The 19,381-nt window shown below is 63.6% G+C and carries 19 protein-coding genes and 2 pseudogenes; 11 read left to right on the top strand and 10 right to left on the bottom strand.

Translation table 11 applies throughout. From position 1 onward, the window contains the following. Positions 1-73: 73 nt before the first annotated feature. From ACIU1A_RS23880 to ACIU1A_RS23910, 7 genes are all read right to left on the bottom strand, one after another. The gene (locus tag ACIU1A_RS23880; protein WP_404925434.1) at positions 74-1,159 is read right to left on the bottom strand and encodes an ABC transporter ATP-binding protein; all 1,086 of its coding nucleotides are present in this window, start codon (positions 1,157-1,159) and stop codon (positions 74-76) included. Next, complete coding sequence (locus ACIU1A_RS23885) at positions 1,159-2,262, bottom strand: ABC transporter ATP-binding protein (protein WP_140500402.1); 1,104 nt, start codon at positions 2,260-2,262, stop codon at positions 1,159-1,161. The genes ACIU1A_RS23880 and ACIU1A_RS23885 overlap by 1 nt, the downstream gene beginning before the upstream one ends. Beyond that, entirely contained in the window at positions 2,259-2,492 is a 234-nt protein-coding gene (locus tag ACIU1A_RS23890) for a hypothetical protein (protein ID WP_140513808.1), read from the bottom strand. Before ACIU1A_RS23890 ends, ACIU1A_RS23885 begins: the two co-directional genes overlap by 4 nt. Continuing rightward, positions 2,489-3,448 carry a carbohydrate ABC transporter permease gene (locus ACIU1A_RS23895; protein WP_140500406.1) on the bottom strand — a complete coding sequence of 320 codons (960 nt, stop codon included), beginning with the start codon at positions 3,446-3,448 and terminating at the stop codon, positions 2,489-2,491. The genes ACIU1A_RS23890 and ACIU1A_RS23895 overlap by 4 nt, the downstream gene beginning before the upstream one ends. 1 nt (position 3,449) lies before the next feature. Continuing rightward, positions 3,450-4,355, bottom strand: a complete 906-nt coding sequence (locus ACIU1A_RS23900; RefSeq protein WP_140500408.1) for a carbohydrate ABC transporter permease — start codon at positions 4,353-4,355, stop codon at positions 3,450-3,452. Between the two features lie 69 nt (positions 4,356-4,424). Continuing rightward, complete coding sequence (locus ACIU1A_RS23905; protein WP_140500410.1) at positions 4,425-5,741, bottom strand: ABC transporter substrate-binding protein; 1,317 nt, start codon at positions 5,739-5,741, stop codon at positions 4,425-4,427. Between the two features lie 357 nt (positions 5,742-6,098). Next, positions 6,099-6,782 (bottom strand): TetR/AcrR family transcriptional regulator, encoded by a 684-nt coding sequence (locus tag ACIU1A_RS23910; protein WP_140896811.1) that lies wholly within the window; start codon positions 6,780-6,782, stop codon positions 6,099-6,101. Between the two features lie 120 nt (positions 6,783-6,902). On the opposite strand from ACIU1A_RS23910, the gene ACIU1A_RS23915 reads away from it, so the two are divergent. The 4 genes from ACIU1A_RS23915 to ACIU1A_RS23930 are packed head-to-tail and all read left to right on the top strand — an operon-like array spanning position 6,903 to position 9,941. Then, on the top strand, positions 6,903-8,099 hold the full coding sequence (locus ACIU1A_RS23915; RefSeq protein WP_404925435.1) for a Tm-1-like ATP-binding domain-containing protein: 1,197 nt from the start codon (positions 6,903-6,905) through the stop codon (positions 8,097-8,099). Positions 8,100-8,109: 10 nt separating this feature from the next. After that, complete coding sequence (locus ACIU1A_RS23920) at positions 8,110-8,979, top strand: phosphoenolpyruvate hydrolase family protein (RefSeq protein ID WP_404925436.1); 870 nt, start codon at positions 8,110-8,112, stop codon at positions 8,977-8,979. 2 nt (positions 8,980-8,981) lie between these two features. Continuing rightward, positions 8,982-9,416 carry a cupin domain-containing protein gene (locus ACIU1A_RS23925; RefSeq protein WP_140500417.1) on the top strand — a complete coding sequence of 145 codons (435 nt, stop codon included), beginning with the start codon at positions 8,982-8,984 and terminating at the stop codon, positions 9,414-9,416. Between the two features lie 51 nt (positions 9,417-9,467). Further along, positions 9,468-9,941, top strand: a complete 474-nt coding sequence (locus ACIU1A_RS23930) for a hypothetical protein (RefSeq protein WP_140500419.1) — start codon at positions 9,468-9,470, stop codon at positions 9,939-9,941. A gap of 123 nt (positions 9,942-10,064) precedes the next feature. On the opposite strand, the gene ACIU1A_RS23935 is transcribed toward ACIU1A_RS23930, so the two are convergent. Then, a complete protein-coding gene (locus ACIU1A_RS23935) occupies positions 10,065-11,252 on the bottom strand; it encodes a M24 family metallopeptidase (protein WP_404925437.1) in 1,188 nt (395 codons plus the stop codon). Between the two features lie 367 nt (positions 11,253-11,619). On the opposite strand from ACIU1A_RS23935, the gene ACIU1A_RS23940 reads away from it, so the two are divergent. The 7 genes and pseudogenes from ACIU1A_RS23940 (at position 11,620) to ACIU1A_RS23970 (ending at position 17,473) form a co-directional block, all read left to right on the top strand. Continuing rightward, on the top strand, positions 11,620-13,230 hold the full coding sequence (locus ACIU1A_RS23940; protein WP_404928009.1) for an ABC transporter substrate-binding protein: 1,611 nt from the start codon (positions 11,620-11,622) through the stop codon (positions 13,228-13,230). A 138-nt stretch (positions 13,231-13,368) separates the two neighbouring features. After that, on the top strand, positions 13,369-14,355 hold the full coding sequence (locus ACIU1A_RS23945; protein WP_404925438.1) for an ABC transporter permease: 987 nt from the start codon (positions 13,369-13,371) through the stop codon (positions 14,353-14,355). Next, complete coding sequence (locus tag ACIU1A_RS23950) at positions 14,352-15,182, top strand: ABC transporter permease (protein ID WP_404925439.1); 831 nt, start codon at positions 14,352-14,354, stop codon at positions 15,180-15,182. Before ACIU1A_RS23945 ends, ACIU1A_RS23950 begins: the two co-directional genes overlap by 4 nt. Further along, positions 15,179-15,388 (top strand): annotated as a pseudogene (locus ACIU1A_RS23955) (ATP-binding cassette domain-containing protein); the annotation flags it as partial. The gene ACIU1A_RS23950 and the pseudogene ACIU1A_RS23955, both read left to right, overlap by 4 nt. A gap of 230 nt (positions 15,389-15,618) precedes the next feature. Continuing rightward, positions 15,619-16,182: pseudogene (locus tag ACIU1A_RS23960) on the top strand (ATP-binding cassette domain-containing protein); the annotation flags it as partial. Beyond that, positions 16,179-16,970, top strand: coding sequence for an ATP-binding cassette domain-containing protein (locus tag ACIU1A_RS23965; RefSeq protein WP_404925440.1), 792 nt, complete (start codon positions 16,179-16,181; stop codon positions 16,968-16,970). The pseudogene ACIU1A_RS23960 and the gene ACIU1A_RS23965, both read left to right, overlap by 4 nt. Continuing rightward, positions 16,967-17,473, top strand: coding sequence for an L-2-amino-thiazoline-4-carboxylic acid hydrolase (locus ACIU1A_RS23970; protein WP_140500433.1), 507 nt, complete (start codon positions 16,967-16,969; stop codon positions 17,471-17,473). Before ACIU1A_RS23965 ends, ACIU1A_RS23970 begins: the two co-directional genes overlap by 4 nt. A gap of 12 nt (positions 17,474-17,485) precedes the next feature. Here the strand turns inward: ACIU1A_RS23970 and ACIU1A_RS23975 are convergent, their stop codons facing one another. Together ACIU1A_RS23975 and ACIU1A_RS23980 are read right to left on the bottom strand one after the other, a co-directional pair. Next, positions 17,486-18,232: an ATP-binding cassette domain-containing protein gene (locus ACIU1A_RS23975; protein ID WP_140500435.1), complete on the bottom strand. Its 747-nt coding sequence runs from the start codon at positions 18,230-18,232 to the stop codon at positions 17,486-17,488. Continuing rightward, complete coding sequence (locus tag ACIU1A_RS23980) at positions 18,225-19,286, bottom strand: ABC transporter permease subunit (RefSeq protein WP_140500436.1); 1,062 nt, start codon at positions 19,284-19,286, stop codon at positions 18,225-18,227. Before ACIU1A_RS23980 ends, ACIU1A_RS23975 begins: the two co-directional genes overlap by 8 nt. Positions 19,287-19,381 lie beyond the last annotated feature (95 nt).

Genomic DNA, 19,381 nt, shown 5'->3' on the forward strand with positions numbered 1-19,381 from the left:
ATTCCTTGCCCTGCCGCAAGTCGGGCTTTCTGTTTAGGGCGCTGTCCGGAACATCGCATTCGCGATATTCGCCTCATCCGGCGTGCCGCAAACTCACGCCGCTGCCCTTGTCGAACAGCACCACCTTGTCCGGATTCCAGGCAAAGCGCACCGGCTGCTCGATCGCGACATCGGTCCGCGCCGGCACCGTGGCGCGCAGCGTGGTCTCGCCCACGCGCAGCGTCAGGATCTTTTCCACGCCATGGTTTTCGACGTCGTGGACGCGCGCCTCGACCGGCGCACCGGTCTCGAGATAGACGTCCTCGGGGCGGATGCCGAAGACGAGCGGGCGACCGTCGGTCGCCGCACTCGCCTTGGCTCCCCCTGAAAGCGGCAATTCGAAATTCAGCGGCGCCATGACCGCACGATCGTTGACCACCCTGCCGTCGATGAGGTTCATCGGCGGCGAGCCCACGAAGCTCGCCACATAGGTGTCGCGCGGATTGCTGTAGATCTCATGCGGCGTGCCGGTCTGGACGATGCGGCCATGGTTGAGCACGCCCACCTTGTCGCCCATGGACATCGCCTCGATCTGGTCGTGGGTGACGAACAGGAAGGTGGCGCCGAGCTGCATCTGCAGGTTCTTCAGTTCCGTGCGCAGCGCCTCGCGCAGCTTGGCGTCGAGCGCCGACAGCGGCTCGTCCATCAGGAACACGCGCGGCTTGCGCACGATGGCCCGGCCGATCGAGACGCGCTGCATCTCGCCGCCCGACAGCCGGTCGGTCTTGCGGTCGAGCAGATGCTCGATCCTGAGCGTCCGCGCCGCGCGGTCGACGCGGTCCTTGATTTCGGCGTCGGGCAGCCGCCGGATCTTCGGCTTCAGCGGGAATTCGAGGTTTTCGCGCACCGTATAGCGCGGGTAGAGCGAATATTGCTGTAGCACCAGCGCCACGTCGCGCTCCGCGGCGCCCCAGTCGGCAACGTCGATCCCGTCGATGAAGACCTGGCCCTCGCTCGGTCTTTCCAGTCCGGCGATCAGCCGCAGCGTCGTTGTCTTGCCCGCGCCCGTCTCGCCGAGCAGGACGAAGAACTCGCCATCGGCGATGTCGAGGTCGAGCCCGGTCAGGGCCGTGTGATTGCCGAACGTCTTGGAGATATTCTTGAGCTGGATATGGGCCATCAGAGTCTCACTCCGAGCGACTTGCCGCTCGCCGCGTCGAAGAAATGCGCCTGTGTCGGATCGATCCTGGCGAACACCCTCTCGCCGGGACCTGAAATGAAGCCGCTCTTGGTGCGGGCGCGCAGCATCTTGGAGCCGACTTTCAGGTCGACGATGTCGAACGAGCCGAGTGGCTCGACGATCTGCGTCTCGACCGCCATGAAGCCCTCCGCCGCCTCACGGCTGATGAGGACGCCTTCCGGCCTGATGCCGAGTGCCAGCCGGCCGCCCGCATGGCCGTTCAGCTTCGACAGGAGCGCGCGCGGGAATTCGAAACCGGTTGGCGCATCGCCCACCGTCACCGAGGCCGACGAGGCTTTTTCGGCCACCGCCGCGTCGGCCACGTTCATCACCGGACTGCCGACGAATTGCGCGACGAAGAGGTTGGCCGGGTGCGAATAGACCTCGTCGGGGGAGCCGACCTGCTGGAGAACCCCCTCATGCATGATGACGATGCGATCGGCGAGGCTCATCGCCTCGATCTGGTCATGGGTGACGTAGATGGTGGTCGAGCCTTGCTTGATGTGCAGCCGCTTGATCTCGGCCCGCATCTCCTCGCGCAGCTTGGCGTCGAGCGCGCCGATCGGCTCGTCCATCAGCATCGCTTTCGGCCGCCGCACCAGTGCCCGGCCGATCGCCACGCGCTGCATGTCGCCGCCCGACAGCGCCGACGGTTTCTTGCCGAGCAGGTCCGTGATTTGCAGCGTCTTGGCGACCGAGCGAACTTCCTGGTCGATTTCGCTCTTGCTCTTTCGCGTGGCGCGCAAGGGAAAGGCGATGTTCTCGTAGACGCTCATATGCGGGTACAGCGAGAACGACTGGAAGACCATGGCGATGTCGCGATCGGCGGCCTTCAGATGCTGGATGGGCTTGCCGTCGATGAGGATGTCGCCCTCGTCGATCGTCTCCAGCCCGGCAATGGCGCGCAGCGTCGTCGTCTTGCCGCAGCCCGACTGACCGAGCAGCACGATGAACTCGTTGTCTTCGATCTTGAGGTTGAGGTCCTTGATGACCTGGACGGCGCCGAAGAACTTCTGGACGCCGCGAAGCTCGATCTGGGTCAATGCTGCGCTCCCGGATTTCGCTGCGGATCGCCTGACTGGCCGGTTCCGGCTTCCTCTTGCGGTGCGATCTTGGAGGTGATGTTGAAGCCGATCAGGCCGATCAGGATGATGGTCAGCCCATAGCTGTGCAGCAGCAAGTTCCAGGGCTGGCAGAGCGCAACGATGCCGAGCACCATCAGCACCTGGCTGCCTGGTTCCAGATATTTCTGGTTGATGGCGCGAAAGCTCATTTGCGGATCGCTCCGAAGGACATGCCGCGCAACAGGTGATTACGAAGCAGGAAGGTGAAGATGGCGACAGGAAGCAGGAACAGGAAAGTGCCGGCGGCGATCACCGTCCAGTCCGGCAGCCCGGAGCCGACCTGGCTCGGGATGAACGGCGGTGCGGTCTGGGCGCGGCGATTGGTCATGATCAGCGCGAAGGCATATTCGTTCCATGCCGTGATGAAGCAGAACACGGCCGTCGCGGCGATGCCGGTGGCGGCTTCGGGCAGCACGATCTTGAAGAAGGCTTCCATGCGCGTATAGCCGTCGACGAGCGCCGCTTCCTCGTACTCCTTCGGGATCTCGTCCATAAAACCCTTCATCAGCCAAACCGAGAAGGACAGGTTGAAGGCGGTGTAGAGGATGATCAGCCCGATATGGGAATCGTTGAGGCCGACCGCCCGGTACATCAGGAACATCGGGATCGCCACCACCACGGGCGGCAGCATGCGGGTCGACAGGATGAAGAACAAAAGGTCCGCCTCGCCTTTGACCCTAAAGCGCGAGAAGCCATAGGCGGTGAACGTACCCATGCCGACCGCCAGCACCGTCGAAGTGATCGCGACGATCAGCGAATTCATGAAACGGTTCGGATAGCCCGACCATTGCACCTGGCCCTTGCCGTCGCGCACGATCTTTTCGCCGCCGTCGAAGACGACGCGTTCCCACCAGGGCGCCGCCGCGTATTCTTCCGGCGAAGGCGGGCTGCGCAATTGCGAGCGCTTGGTGAACAGCTTCACGAAGGGCGATATCTCCGGCTGGAACACGACCGTCGGCGGGATGGTGGTGGCAAGATTGCGCGGCTTGAACGCCGTCGAGGCGATCCAGTAGATCGGCGCCAGGAAGATCACTGTCGCCACCAGCACGGCGACGATTGCGACGCGGTTGAGGGCGATCTCGGAAGAAGTGCGGACGGCGGCCATCTCAGCGCTCCTTCACTTTGTTCAGATATTTGACGTAGATGTTGGTGATGGCCAGCACCATGATCAGCACGATGTAGGCGAGCGCGCAGGAGCGCCCGGTCTGCCATTCCTGGAACGCCATCTTGTAGAGCCGGATCGAGATCAGTTCAGCCGTCGGCTGGGTGGTCAGGATATAGGCCAGATCGAAGGTCTTGAACGCTTCCATGGTGCGGAAGATGACGGCGATCATCAGGATCGGCGCGACCAGCGGCAAGGTGATGCGGAAGAAGGTGTAGAACGGACCGGCGCGGTCGATAGCGGCGGCTTCGTAGAGGTGCTTCGGCACCGCCGAGAGGCCGGCCAGCGACAGCAGCATGACGAAGGGCGACCACATCCAGATGTCGGTCAGCGCCACCGCGTAGAGTGCCATCTTGGGGTCGGCCAGCCACTCGAAATTGCCAAGCCCAAGCGCATAGTTGATGACGCCCCATGACGGATCGTAGAGCAGTTTCCAGAACAGGCCGACGACGGCCATCGACAGCATCATCGGCAGCAGCAGCAGGGTCGTCAGCAGCCCCTTCAGCGGAATATCGCGGTTGAGCAGCATCGCCACGCCGAAACCGACCAGCAACTGTCCGGCGACCGAGATGATCACGTATTTGGCGGTGATCGCGAAGTTGGACCAGACATAAGGATCGCTGAGCAGGTCGCGGTAGTTCTGCAACCCGACGAAATTCGCCGGCGCGTTGGTCGAGGCGCGGAAATCGGTGAAGGAATAGCCGAGCGAATAGATCAGCGGAAAGATGTTGAAGACGATCAGGAACAGGATCGTCGGGATGATGAAAAGATTGCGGATCGAAATATCGCTAAGGCCACGCGCGGCCGCGCGTGAAGATCTGTCCAGCGTGGTGATCATCGTGGTCGCCAAGACCCTGCTCCCGCTTGAAGAAAAAGAAACGGAGGAGGCATGAGCGCCCCCTCCGTGGGACATGAACGATTATTGGCCGCGGCCGTATTTCTTGAAGGTCGCGTTCCAGTCGGCGGCCAGTGCGTCGAGCGTTTCCTTGGCGGTGCCTTCGCCGCCGATCATGTAGGGATAGACGCGCTGGTTGAGCTGCTGGAGCAGTTCGGCATATTCCGGCACCGCCCAGAAATCCTTCACCTTGAACATGGTCTCGTAGAAGGCCTTGTTGTAGGGCGTCGCATTCTGGAACTCTTCGGACTTGAGCACGGCTGCGCTGCAGGTGTAGCCGCCGAGTGCCGCCCACTTCTTCTGGGTCTCGTCCTTGATGAACCATTCGAGGAACTTCATCGCCTCGTCCTGCTTCTGCGAGTAGGAGACGACGGAGATGCCCTGACCACCGAGTGCGGCGAACTGGTCGCCGTTCGGCCCGGGAGGATTGGCGAAGAAGCCGGTGTTCTTGGCGTTCGGGTTCGACGCCTCGTTGATCAGCGAGGGGAAGAACGCGAAGTAGTTCATGCTCATCGCGGCCAGGTTTTCGGTGATCGCCTGGTTGTCCTCGACGAAGAACGACTTGGCCCAGCCCGGAGGCGTGAACTTGTAAAGCTCCTTATAGGCGTCGAGCGCGGCGACAGCCTTGTCGGAGTTGATGAAACCGTCGACCTTGTAGGTCGAATAGTCACCCAGTTCGCCGCCATAGGAGAACAGCGCGTTCTCGAAGCCCATCGCCATCGCGTCATAGGAATTGTCGGTGTAGATGGCGATGCCGTATCTCTTCTGGTCCGGCCGGTGGAAGAATTCGGCGATGTCGCGCAGCGCCTTGAAATCCTTCGGCACGTCGAGGTCGTAGCCGTATTTGGCCTTGAAGGCTTCCTTCTCCTTGGGATCCTCGAACCAGTCCTTGCGATAGGACCAGCCGACGGCGTCGCCTTCGAGCGGGATGGCCCAGTACTTGCCGCTGTTGCCAGGATATTCGGCGTAGTACTTCACCGTCGCCGGCGCCATCACCTCGCCGAGCTTGTGCTTGTTGAAGAAGTCGGTGAGGTCGACATAGTGGCCACCGGTCGAGCCGGCGCCGAGCCACTGCGAGTCGCCGACGACCAGGTCGTAGGCATCGCCATGAGCGTTGAACTCGGTGAAGGCCTTGGTCTGGAAGTCGGCCCAGGGCGTGGTCTCCACCGTGATCTTGACGCCGGTTTCCTTCTCGTACTCGTTGCCGAGTTCCTGGAGGTAGTTGGCAGGATCCCATTCCGCCCAGAAGATGGTGAGCGATTTGTCCTGGGCGTAGACGGATGTTCCGCAGGCAAGTGTCAAGCCGATACCAGCAAGCAAGCTGGTCACTATCTTGCGCATGATGTTTCCTCCCTTGTGCGCATTCTACCGTATCAAGCGAACCGGCAAACTGGGCCGGCCCTGGTAGTTCCTCCCTTGGTCGCGCCTTCCGGTTTGGAGCCTCCTCGCCCGTCCGGAAATGGATCGCAGCCCTCACTTTCGATCCGCTTTTCTCCTTTGATCTGGTATTACCAATTTTGAAGCTCCGTCAAGCCCTTTCTTGAGCAATGGTGACAGCTCGAAGTCTCGAATTCCAGCCTTATCTGCCTGTTTTTCCTAAATTTTCCTACTCATTGATAGACATCGGCCTTGTTCATGCTTCAGCATTGCGGTTAATATCGGCAACCAGTATGCAAATCTGGTAGAACCAGATACCTGCTATTTCGTGACCCTTGTTGGTTGGCTTGCCTGTGCTTCGGACACTGATTCCGCGATCGCCGCGCGCACCAGGGCGACCGCCGCCCACTGGGCAACGGACATCGTCCGGCGACCGTCCAGTCCCCAGATGTCCTTCAGCACGATAAGCACCTCGACGCCGAAGATCAGCGACAGCGCCTGCGCCAGCCGCTTGAGGTCGCGCGGCGGCAGCCGGCCCTTGAGCGGAGCGAGCGCGTCCTGAAGCAATTCGACGCGGTGGCCCCGCTTGAAGGCCGGTTCGCTTCCCAAAGTACCGGCCTGGCGCCGCGCCCACTGATCGAGCGACAGTTTCAATGCCGCCTTGAATGTCGCCTCGAAAGCCTCGATGCGCGGCATGGCCGTGTCGAAGAGCTCGGCAACGCGGCGCTCGGCATCGGCAGAGGTGGATTTCCAGGTGAGGATCGGCCCGAGCCCCTCGTTAACCACTGCCTGCACCAGTGCCGCCTGGCTCGGAAAATACCGGTAGGCGGTGGCGCGGGACACCTGCGCCGCCTCGGCAACCTCGCTGACCGAAGGTGTTGCGCCTGCCTGCATCAGCCTCGTCGCCGTCTCCAGCATCAGCCGTTTCGTGCGCGCGCGCGGTCCGCGTTCGGGTCCCCCGGCGGTGTCGTCGCTTGCTGCGGCGTGTTGACGTGAGACATCCATATCAATATGATACGCGCGTCTCAAAAAATTGCAATGACCTCCTCATTTTCGGAATGGCTAGGTTGACGCTCTGTAGAGCACTGAGCCTTGGGTGACTTGGACCGGCAGAGGGAGGCACCGATGAAGCGCATTTATGTGGTGGGCACCGCGGACACCAAGGGCGAGGAACTCGCCTTCCTGGCCGACGCGATCGCCGCCACGGGTGCCGCTGTCTGCCGGGTCGACGTCGGAACGCGCGCCGCGAGCGTGCCGGTCGACATTGCCGCTGGGGATGTGGCAGGCCACCATCCCGGCGGGCGAGACGCGGTGCTCGCCGGCGATGACCGCGGCATCGCCGTCGCCGCCATGGGCATCGCCTTCGCTCGCTTTGCCCAATCGCGAAACGACATTGCCGCCATGATCGGCATCGGCGGCGGCGGCGGCACGTCGATCATCACCGCAGGCATGCGCGCGCTGCCGCTCGGCCTGCCCAAGATCATGGTCTCGACGCTCGCTTCCGGCGACACCGCGCCCTATGTCGACATCTCGGACATCATCATGATGCCATCTGTGACCGACATGGCCGGGCTGAACCACCTCTCGCGTGTCGTTCTGCACAATGCGGCCCAGGCGATATCGGGCATGGCCGCCGGACCGCCGCCGCCGCCCGAGGGCAAGCCGTCGATCGGCCTCACCATGTTCGGCGTCACCACGCCGTGCGTGACGGCAATCGCGGATCAGCTCCGTTCGACCTATGACTGCATGGTCTTTCACGCCACCGGCACCGGCGGCCGCAGCATGGAGAAACTGGCCGACAGCGGCCTGCTGTCCGGCGTCATCGACATCACCACCACTGAGGTCTGCGATCTCCTGTTCGGCGGCGTGCTGCCGGCGACGGAGGATCGTTTCGGTGCCGTTGCCCGCACCGGCCTGCCTTATGTCGGCTCGGTCGGCGCGCTCGACATGGTCAATTTCTGGGCGCCTGCGACCATTCCGGACCATTATCGCGGGCGGCTGTTCTACGAGCACAACCCGAACGTCACGCTGATGCGCACGACAGCGCAGGAATGCCGCAAGATCGGCGAGTGGATCGGCACAAGGCTCGCCCGCTGCGAGGGGCCCGTGCATTTCCTTATCCCGGAGAAAGGCGTCTCCGCGCTCGACATCGAAGGCGGCGCCTTCTTCGACCCGCAAGCCGATGCCGCCCTGTTCGAAGCCATCGAGCGCGCGATCAAGCCGAACGCTACGCGCCGGCTGACGCGTCTGCCGCTGCACATCAATGATCCCCGATTCGCCACGGCCGCGGTCGCGGCTTTCCTCGAAATCGCCAGACAGTGAGATCCAAGACATGCCGGCAATACCGCGCAAGGACATACTGAAGAAATTCAGGGGAATGATCGACAAGGGTGTGCCGATCGTCGGCGGCGGCGCCGGCACCGGCCTGTCGGCCAAGGCCGAGGAGGCCGGCGGCATCGACCTCATCATCATCTACAATTCCGGCCGCTACCGCATGGCCGGTCGCGGTTCGGCCGCGGGCCTGCTCGCCTATGGCAATGCCAATGAGATCGTCAAGGAGATGGCCTACGAGGTGCTGCCGGTGGTCAGGAAGACGCCGGTGCTGGCCGGCGTCAACGGCACCGATCCGTTCGTCATCATGCCGCTGCTACTCTCCGAACTGAAGACGATGGGTTTTTCCGGGGTGCAGAATTTCCCCACCATCGGCCTGTTCGACGGCAGCATGCGACAGAGCTTCGAGGAGACCGGCATGGGTTTTGGGCTCGAGGTCGACACGATCGCCGAAGCCCGCAAGCTCGACCTTCTGACCACGCCCTATGTCTTCAACCCGGAGGAGGCGCGCGCCATGACCAGGGCCGGCGCCGATATCGTCGTGGCTCATATGGGGGTGACGACAGGGGGCTCGATCGGCGCCACCTCTGCCAAGTCGCTCGACGATTGCGTGGTCGCCATCGACGCGATCGCCGAAGCGGCCCGTTCGGTGCGCAAGGATGTCATCCTGCTTTGCCATGGCGGGCCGATCTCAATGCCGGACGACGCCCGCTACATCCTCGAACGCTGCAAGGGCCTGCACGGCTTTTATGGCGCGAGCTCGATGGAGCGGCTGCCGGCGGAAGCGGCGATCGCCCGGCAGACCGCCGATTTCAAGGCCGTCACGCTTGGCGGCCTGAAGACGACCACGAAGAAAACGAAGGGATCATGAGAATGACCGACAAGAGCAAGGTGTTCGTCTACCCGAAGGATGTCAGCGCCTTCGGATTCGACTGGGGAAAGTTGTCCCTGACGGTCGCTCCGGAAGTGAACGGCGCGACCCGCTTTTCCGGCGGCGTCGTCGACCTGCCCTCCGGCAAGGGCCATACCCGTCATAACCATCCGGGCGCGGAGGAAATCATCTTTGTCATTTCGGGCCATGGCGAGCAGATGGTCGAGGACGAGCAAGGCAATCCGGTGGTCGAGAAGGTCGGCCCCGGCTGCACCATTTACGTGCCGGAGAGCCGCTTCCACTCGACGCTCAACACCGGCGACGGGCCGATGCAGCTGTTCGTCGTCTATTCGCCGGCAGGGCCCGAACTGGGATTGCGCGAACTGCCGGATTTCAGGTTGCTGCCGGCCGGGAACTCCCCTCGCTCGCGACTTTGAGGCGCCCTTCCGATATGCTATCGTCCAGCATGCCTCCTTGAGAGAGAAGCGATGACGCGTTTCAGTCCCCAGGAATTCGTGGAAAAGCTCGCAACGGGCAGCCTGCCGGACGGCAACCCGGCCATGACGGTTGGCGGTATTGTCAAGGCCAACGACGCCGACCCGTCAACGCTTCTCTTTTCGACCGATTTGTCCTGCGAATCCTGGATACCCGTGCCGCTGAGCTTGATCCAGACGGTCGAGCAGGTACGGACGGTCAACTGCAAAGACCACAAGCATCCGCTGGTCAAGATTGCTTTTACACCGCCCTCGCCGGATCAACGTGACATCAATGCCCTGCTTATGATCATGGCCGGGCTTCAGAGCCAACTCTCCTGGTTCCATCGCAACGCCAAGTCCGGCAGTCCGTGGGCGTCAACGTTTGCATCCGATTGCGCTGTGGTCTCCGCATCCGAGGGGCTTACCATATGCTGCACCCAGACGATCGACGGAAGATTGGAAGTCGTCTGCACAGGAATGGTTTAATGCATGTCGCGCAAAAGTGACTTCTGTTTAGCGGCAACGACAAAGCGCCGCGCATGAATTCGTTTCGACGCGACGCGCTTTAGAGACAATCGAGACCGGCACGCTCATTTGTAATATGGCAGGTTACATGCCACCCCGGTTCCATGCCCGACCTCGATCCCCGAACATCACATAGCCGGTATCGGTAACCGCCACCGTATCCTCCAGCTTGATGAAGCCGCGCGTCGGGTGAAGCATGGTCGTCTCCACCGACAGCACCATGTTTCTCTCCAGCGGCTTGCCCGCATAGGTGCCTTCATAGGTCACCGGATGGTTGGTCATCAGGAACGGCGCCTCATGCGTGATCAAGCCCATGCCGTGAGCGAAGAAATCCGTATAGGGCGCGACCCTGGATTTTTTCAGCGCGCCTTCGGCATGGGAAATCATGTCGCCGCCGAGCGTGCCCGCCTTCACCTTCGAGAACGCTGCCTGCTGCACCGCCTCGACTTCGGCCAGCAGGTCCTCCAACTCGGCATCCGGGTTTCCGAGAACCCCCATGCGGCAGAGGTCGCCGATATAGCCATGATAATTGCCGCCGGAATCGATCGACAGCACTTCACCCTTTTTCCACGCCTGCGGCGACGCCGCGCGGTTGTGGCTGGAGCCCAGCGTCAGCAGGCAATATTCGAAATGCGCGCCGCGATTGGTCTCCTCGCGGCGAAGCTGTTCGATCATCTCGCTCTTGGTCGTGCCTTCGCGCGCCCATTGGATGGTGGCCAGCATGGAATCGGTGATCAGTTCGGAGGCGATCCGCAGTTTCTCCAGCTCGGCCTCGGTCTTGATGGCGCGCATGCGCTCCAGCATGTCGGTGGCATCGACCAGCTTGGCGTCGGGGAGCGCTTTGCGGATCAGGGCATAGGCGTCCGACGGCAGGAAACCCGGCTCGATTCCGATGCGAGCGTCGCCCTTGCCGATCTTGCGCACATGCTCGACGGCGAGATTGGCGGCATCGAGGGTGCCCCAGCAGGCGGCATGCAGCGTCGGCGTCCAGAACGGGTGGTTCTGGTGTTCGCCACCCTCCATGCGGTTGCCGATATAGGCGGCGTGGTCCGGTCCGCCTTTTTCGTAGATCACGATCGGCAGGTACCGGCTGTGGCCGATCGCATCCATGGCGGCGAAGAAGATGAACTTGTAGCCGCCGAGCAGATATTGGGTGTTGTGCTTGGAGGTCGCGAGCAGGACGTCGATATCAGCCTCTTCCATCAGGCCATCGACCCTGGCGTGGTCGAATGGGATGTCGCCGACGGCACTCTTCCCCGGAGCTATGTTCATTGTCTCTCTCCCTGAATGTCCGCGCGGATCGGCTGGACCGCCGGATGCCCGATCCCGATAGGTCTTCCGACTTCGGGTCAAATCTGCACCATTTTCGCCCATCTGGTCCAGCCAGAAACAGGCTCGCCCAGCCGGATGGCCGTCGCCGGTGCCGATAATGTGAGGCGCATCACCTGACCTGGTCTTACCAGGTCAGGTTTATCGACCACTCTCCCGTAACTGGTCCAGCGAACAAAAATTTCAAAGCCACGCCACGATGCGCCAATTCCGTCTCTGGCGAAAGCCACGGCAAGGCCCATAATCAAACGTGCATGGAAACGCCCGAAAGGCCTCCGTGCAAGATATGAGATAGAGGGGGAATAGGATGATGTCGGAGTTCAGGATTTCACGCCGCACGGTGCTTGCGGGCTCTGCCATGCTTCTGGCCTCCACCGCGATGCCGGCCTTGAGCTGGGCGCAGACGCCGAAGAAGGGTGGCCGCCTGGTGCTCGCCGCCGATTCCGAGCCGCGCAACCTCAACCCGGCCATCGTCGCCTCCAACGGCGTCTTCTTCATCTCCAGCAAGATCGTCGAAACGCTGGCCGAAGCCTCCTTCGATGGCAAGGACGGGCTTGCACCACGCCTGGCGGTCAGTTGGGAAGGCGCCGCCGACGGGCTGTCGGCGACCTTCAAACTGCGCGAAGGGGTCAAATGGCATGACGGCAAGCCGTTTACCTCGGCCGACGTCGCCTTCTCGGCGCTGCAGATCTGGAAGCCGCTGCAGAATCTCGGCCGCACCGTGTTCAAGGATCTGGCCGCGGTAGATACCCCTGATGAATTGACCGCCGTGTTCAAATTCGCCAAGCCCACGCCCTTCCAGCTGATCCGCAACGCTCTGCCGGCGCTGAGCAGCGTGGTGCCGAAGCACGTTTACGAAGTTGGCAAGATCGAGGACAACCCGGCCAACAACGCGCCCATCGGCACCGGCCCGTTCAAGTTCGCCGAATACAAGGCCGGCCAATACTACCGGCTGACGAAGAACACGGATTATTGGGGCAAGGGCGAGCCCTATCTCGATGAGATCATCTACCAGGTGCTGCCCGACCGCACTTCGGCGGCGAGCGCGCTGGAAGCAGGAGAGATCCAGCTCGCCGCCTTCTCCGCCGTGCCGCTGGCCGATCTTGACCGCATCTCGAAAGTGCCGGGCCTGAAGGTGATCACCAAGGGCTATGAGGGACTGACCTACCAGCTCGTCGTCGAGATCAATCATCGTCGCAAGGAGCTCGCCGACCTGAAGGTGCGCCAGGCGATCGCGCATGCCATCGACAAGGATTTCGTCGTCAAGACGGTGTTCCTCGGCTATGCCGCCACCGCCACCGGCCCGGTGCCGAAAAACGACCCGCAGTTCTATACCGCCGACGTCCCGACCTATGCCTTCGACGTCGCCAAGGCCAATGCGCTGCTCGAAGAGGCAGGGTACAAGAAGGGCCCCGACGGCAGGCGCTTTTCGCTGAAGCTGTTGCCGGCGCCCTATTTCAACGAGACCAAGCAGTTCGGCGACTATCTGCGCCAGGCACTCGCCGCCATCGGCATCGATGCCCAGCTCGTCAACAACGATTCCGCCGCGCACATCAAGGCCGTCTACACCGACCACGCTTTCGACCTCGCCGTCGGCCCGCCGGTGTTCCGCGGCGACCCGGCGATCTCCACCACCATCCTGGTGCAGAGCGGCATTCCGGACGGCGTGCCGTTCTCCAATCAGGGCGGCTACAAGAACGATGCGCTCGATGCCCTCATCGCCAAGGCCTCCGAGACGCTCGACACATCGGCCCGCACCGACCTCTACAAGGAGTTCCAGAAAGAGGTGGCCGCCGACCTGCCGCTGATCAACGTCGCCGAATGGAGCTTCATCAGCGTCGCCCGCGACACTGTCGGCAACATCGCCAACAACCCGCGCTGGGCGGTGTCGAACTGGGCGGACACCTATCTGGAATCGTGACAGTATTTCGCGGATGAACGTTCGCGAAATCATCGTAGGCGTTGAGTTCTACGAGGCCCCCCTCTGTCCTGCCGGACAGAGGGCGGCGCTCAAGCGCGACATTTTGTTCAGTCGTCTCACCACCTCTTCGCCGCCGCCATGAACCGCGCCCTCGCGCTCCTCCGCCGTCGCCTCGTCGGCAGCATCTTCGTGCTTTTGATCGTCGTCATCGGCACGTTCCTGCTGCTCGAAGCCGCCCCGGGCGACGCGGTCGATGCCTATATCGTCTCGACCGGCGGCGATGCCGGCATGATCGAGCTGTTGCGCCATCGCTGGGGCCTCGACCAGTCGGAGCTGACGCGGCTCGCCAACTATCTTTGGGCGCTGCTGCATCTCGATCTCGGCCAGTCCGTCACCTTTTCGCGGCCGATCCGCGACGTGATCCTCGAGCGCCTGCCGACCACGCTGCTGTTGATGGGCAGCGCCACCGCGCTTTCCTTCGGCCTCGGCTCGGCGCTGGGCATCTATGCCGGCGCCAGGCCGGGCAGTTTTCGCGACCGTTTTCTCTCCATCGGTTCGCTGGCGCTCTACGCGGTGCCGGGTTTCTGGCTCGGCCTGGTGCTGATCGTCGTCTTCGCGGTCGACCTGCGCTGGCTGCCAATCGGCGGCATCGAGACCATCGCCTCCGGCAAGGCCGGTCTCGACCGCGCAGCCGACATCGCCATCCATCTCGTCCTGCCGGTCTGCGCCCTCGGCTTCATCTACCTGGCGCTCTATTTGCGGATGATGCGCGCCGGCATGGCCGAGGTCTGGCGGCAGGATTTTGTGCTGGCCGCCCGCGCCAGGGGCTTGTCGCGCCCCCGCATCGTGCTTGCCCATGTCGCCCGCAATGCGCTGCTGCCATTGGTCACGATGCTCGGCCTGCAGTCGGCGCAGATGCTGGGCGGCAGCGTCGTCATCGAGAGCGTCTTTGCCGTGCCCGGCCTCGGTCGGCTGGCGCAGGAAGCGGTGGCCGCGCGCGACACGCCCTTGCTGCTCGGCATCATTCTCGTCAGCGCCGTCCTGGTCATCGTCATCAATCTTCTCGTCGATGTCGCCTATGCCTTTCTCGATCCGCGCGTCGGCGCCAGCGAGGCCGGCACATGAGCACGCTCCGCCGCTTTCTGCGCACGCCGGAGGCGGTCGCCGGCGCCATCCTCCTGGCGGCGTTGTGCGCCTTGGCTCTGTCGGCGCCGCTGCTGTTTCCGGGCGACCCGCAAGCCATCGCCGGCCCGGCGCTGCTGCCGCCCTTCCAGGACTGGTCGCTGCCGCTCGGCACGGACCGCCTCGGCCGTGACGTGCTGGCCGAGCTTTTCCATGGTGCTCGCACGTCGCTTGCCGTCGGCCTTGCGGCAGCGGCCGTCGCACTGGCCATCGGCTCCATGGTGGGCACGCTGGCCGGGTTTGCCGGCGGCCTCACCGACGAGGTGCTGATGCGCGTCACCGACGCCTTCCAGACCGTGCCGGGCTTTTTGCTCGCTCTGGCCTTCGTCAGCGTGGTCGGCCCTTCGCTCGGCGTCGTCGTGGCGGCAATAGCGCTCGGCACCTGGACCGGGCCCGCGCGCGTGGCCCGCGCGGAAGTGCTGTCGATCCGCGAGCGCGATTACGTCGCCGGCGCGCGCGTCATCGGCATGCATCCGCTGGAAATCGCCTTTCGCGAGGTGCTGCCCAATGCCTTGCCGCCGGTGCTGGCGCTGTCCTCGGTGATCGTGGCAGCGGCGATCCTCACCGAGGCGGCTTTGTCCTTCCTCGGCCTTGGCGACCCCAATCGGGTCACCTGGGGCGGCATGATAGCGGAGGGCCGCGCCGTGCTGCACACCGCGCCCTTCCTGTCGATCGCGCCCGGCATAGCACTGGTTCTGACGGTGCTCGGCGTCTATCTCGCCGGCGAAGGCATCGTTGAAACCACGGCGGTCCGAAGAGGCCTGTCGTGACCGCGCTGGCTTCGATCCGCAACCTCGCGGTGACCTACCGCCGTGACGACGGCGAGGTGGTGGCGCTGAGGGACATCAGCCTCGACATCATGGCTGGCGAGCGGCTGGCCATCCTCGGCGAAAGCGGCTCGGGCAAGAGCACATTGGCGCTGGCGATTGCAGGCTTGTTGCCGGCGAGCGCCAGGATTGACGGACGTATCGATTGGGTTTTGCGACCGTCGAGATTGGGTGCCAAGGCACCCCCCTGTCCTGCCGGACATCTCCCCCTCAAGGGGGAGATTGGCAGCTTCGCCGATGGCTCCCCTGCACCATTGGGGATTGGCGAAGGCCGAGATGAAGGTGCAATCTTCCCCCTTGAGGGGGAGATGTCAGGCAGGACAGAGGGGGCCTCATAGAACGCAGCGTCCAAAAGACCACTTCCAAACCAAGCCCCACACCCCTCCTCGGGCGCGATATCGGCTTCATCTTTCAAGACCCGTCCGCCAGCCTCGATCCTGTCATGACTGTCGGCAAACAGATCGCCGAAGTCTCCCGCACCCATCTCGGTCTCACATGGTCTCAGGCATACGCCAAGGCGAAGGATCTGCTCGAACGCGTCCGTCTGCCCGACCCGGACTCCGCCCTGCGCGCCTATCCGCATCAGCTGTCCGGCGGCCAGAAGCAGCGTGTGGCGATTGCAGCCGCGATCGCAGCCGGCCCAAGACTTTTGATCGCCGACGAGGCGACCAGCGCGCTCGACACCATCGTGCAGGCCGAGATCGTCGCACTGATCCGGCGGCTGGTGGAAGAAGACGGCATGACGCTGCTGTTCATCAGTCACGACATTGCGCTGGCCGCCGAGCTGGCGGACCGCATTGCCGTGTTCCGGCATGGCGAATTGATCGAACTTGGCGCCACGCAACAGATCGTCAGTGCGCCAACTGAAGCCTACACGCGCGCGCTGCTCGAGGCCCATATCGGCCTCGACGCCGAACCGCTGCACCACGGTGTGATGGCATGAGCGCCCCCGTGCTGGCGGTTTCCAACCTTACCAGGCATTACCGCCGTGGCGGCAAGACAGTTACCGTGGCCGACGACGTTTCTTTCGAAATCGGGCCCGGCGAGACGCTGGCGCTGGCCGGACCCTCCGGCAGCGGCAAGTCGACGATCGCCCGGCTGGTGCTGCGGCTGATCGAGCCGGATGCCGGCCGGATCGAGTTTGAAGGCCATGATTTCCTGGCTCTGGGCGGCGCCGGCTTGCGTGAGCGTCGCGCTCGCCTGCAGATGGTGTTCCAAGATCCGCTTGCCGCCTTCAATCCGCGCGCCACGGTGGCGCGCGTGCTTGACGATCCTTTGCGCATCCACGGGCTCGCCTCCCGTTCCGAACGCCCGCGCCGTATCGCCGCCCTGCTGGAGCGCGTCGGGCTTGCGGCGGAGCTTGCCTCTCGCGCCATCCACGAAATCTCCGGCGGCCAGCGACAGCGGGTGGCGATTGCCCGCGCCATAGCCACGAAACCCTCGCTGATCGTGCTCGACGAAGCGGTTTCGGCGCTCGATGTTTCGGTGCGCGGACAGATCCTCGATCTTTTGCTCGACCTGCAACGCCAGGAACGGATCGCTTATCTCTTCATTTCGCATGATCTCGGCGTGGTCAGGGCCGTAGCCCACCGCGTCATCCTTCTCGATGGCGGGCGGATTGCCGAGAGCGGCGATGCCCGTGCCGTCATCGACGCGCCGCGATCGGCTATCGGCAAGGCGCTTGTGGCCGCCGCACCAAAGCTCAGAAGAACCACGCAGGAAGCATCATGATCGACCCCGAAGCCAGAGCCGAGAAACTGTCGCGCGAACTCGATTCCGCATTCCGCAACCGGGCCGACCTTTATCGCCTGTTCCTGGATGAGTTGACCGGAGAGCTGGGCGCCGAAAGAGCCGAGGCGATAATGACCCGGACCATCGAGCAGCGCGGCAAGGAAGTGGCCGCAGCCGCCTTCGCCGCATTCGGTCCCAACGACGCGCGCTCAATCGGCGAAGCTTTCCTGTCGGTCAGCCCGGATGACGGCCGGATGTATCCGACCGATGTCGAACGAGGGCCCGACCGCATCGCCTTCAAGGTGAAACGCTGCCCTCTCAAGGATGCCTGGGTCGAGGCCGGCGTCGGGGAGGAAAAACTCGCGACGCTCTGCCGCATCGCCGGCGCCTTCGACCGTGGCCTGTTCGAGGCGACCGGCGTGCGTTTCGACAATGTCACCTGGACGCCCGGCCACGGCAGCGGCTGCTGCCACATCGCGCTGACCAACCGCGATGCCGGCTAGCAATCGACGGCCTTAGCCGCCGACCATCAGCCTGACGACCTCGTCATGGTTGGTCTCGGAAATCTTGCGCTCGCCGGCCTGGATCCCACGCCGCAGCACGACGATGCGATCGGAAACGGCGAAGATGTCCTGCAGATTATGCGAGATGAAGATCACGCCGCGCCCTTGCGCCTTGAGCTGATGGATGAGCGAAATCACCTTGCGCTGCTCCGGCACGCCGAGCGCGGCCGTCGGTTCATCCATGATCAGGATCTGCGCGTCCCAGTAGACGGCGCGGCCGATGGCCACGGCCTGCCGCTGGCCGCCGGAGAAATTGCTGACCGGCGCGTTCAATCGGCTGACGTGGAAGTCCAGCCGCTTCATCGTCTCCCTGGCGGCCTCGGCCATGGCCTTGCGGTCGAGCACCGGCAGGAAGCCGAACGCCTTGCGCATCGGTTCGCGGCCGAGGAAGATGTTGGCACCGATCGACAGATTGTCGGCCAGCGCGAGATCCTGGTAGATCGTCTCGATGCCCTTTTCGCGCGCCTCCTGCGGCGTGGCGAAAGCCACCGGCTGACCTCTGAGCAGGATTTCTCCGCCCGTCGGCTGGAACACGCCCGATATTGCCTTGATCAGGGTCGTCTTGCCGGCGCCATTGTCGCCGGCAAGCGCCACCACTTCGCCCGGCCGCACGGCCATGGAGAAATCGTTGAGCGCCCGTACCGCACCGAAGTGCTTGGAAAGGTTCCGGACTTCGAGGAGGGGCTCGGTGCTATTCATCCTGACGGGCTCCACTGAACCGGCGCTGCGCCTGGTCGATGAGAACGGAAATGATGATGACGACGCCGACGGCGATGAACTGCCAGAACGGCTCCACATTGACGAAGACCAGCCCGTATTGGATGACCGCGATCACCAGCGCGCCGGCGACGGTGCCGAAGATGGTGCCGGAGCCGCCGAACAGGCTGGCGCCGCCGATCACCACCGCCGCGACGCTGTCGAGCAGCAGCGGTTCGCCGGCCTGCGCTGCTCCCGCCGTGAAGCGCGCGGCATAGAGCGCGCCGCCAAGGCCGGCGCACATTGCCGACAGCACATAAAGCCGCAGGATATGGCCCCTGATGTCGATGCCGGCGCGGCGCGCGGCCTGCACATTGGCGCCGATAGCGTAATTGTGCTGGCCGAACCGGGTCTGGCTGAGCAGATAGTGCATCACGACGACGAAGACAGCGGCGATCATCACCAGATAGGGCACGCCATGGAACTTGCCGTTGCCGAGCAGTGCGAACCAGGAATTCTGTACCGGCACCGTCGTGCCGCCGGCAAGCAGGAAGGCGACACCGCGGGCGACGCCGAACATGCCGAGCGTGCCGATGAAGGGCGGAACCCTGAGCCGCGAGATCAGCAAGCCGTTGATGACGCCGGGCACGCCGGCCACGATCACCGCGGCAAGGATGCCGGCCAGCATGGCCAACGGCAACGGAATGGCGGCGCCCGCCATGTTGGTGGCATGCGCGGCGATGACCGCGGCAAGGCCCATGATGAAGCCCAGCGAAAGGTCGATGCCGCCTGATATGATGACAAAGGTCTGCCCGGTCGCCAAAAGCAGCGGCGCCACGGCGAAAATCGCGATGGATTGCAGATTGAACGGATTGAGCACGAAAGTGGCACCGAAGGCGCTCCGCGACCAGATCTCGAAACAGATGATCAGGCCGGCGAGAAACAGCCAGGCGCGCCCCTCGGCGATGCGTGCGATCCAGCTCCTGGCGGGATCGCCGTGGTCAGCCTGGGGGGCGACATGCTTCTCGGCTGGCTGTGCTGGTGATGTCGAGGTCATGAGTACTCCGCGGCGCGGCTGCCTTCAAACAGGTCCCGCCCTGGCGGGACCGGCACAGGCTCCTCCCGGCGCACCGGGAAGAGCCAAGCTGGTCC

This window comes from Mesorhizobium maamorense (genome assembly GCF_044998965.1).
Classification (GTDB): Bacteria; Pseudomonadota; Alphaproteobacteria; order Rhizobiales; family Rhizobiaceae; genus Mesorhizobium.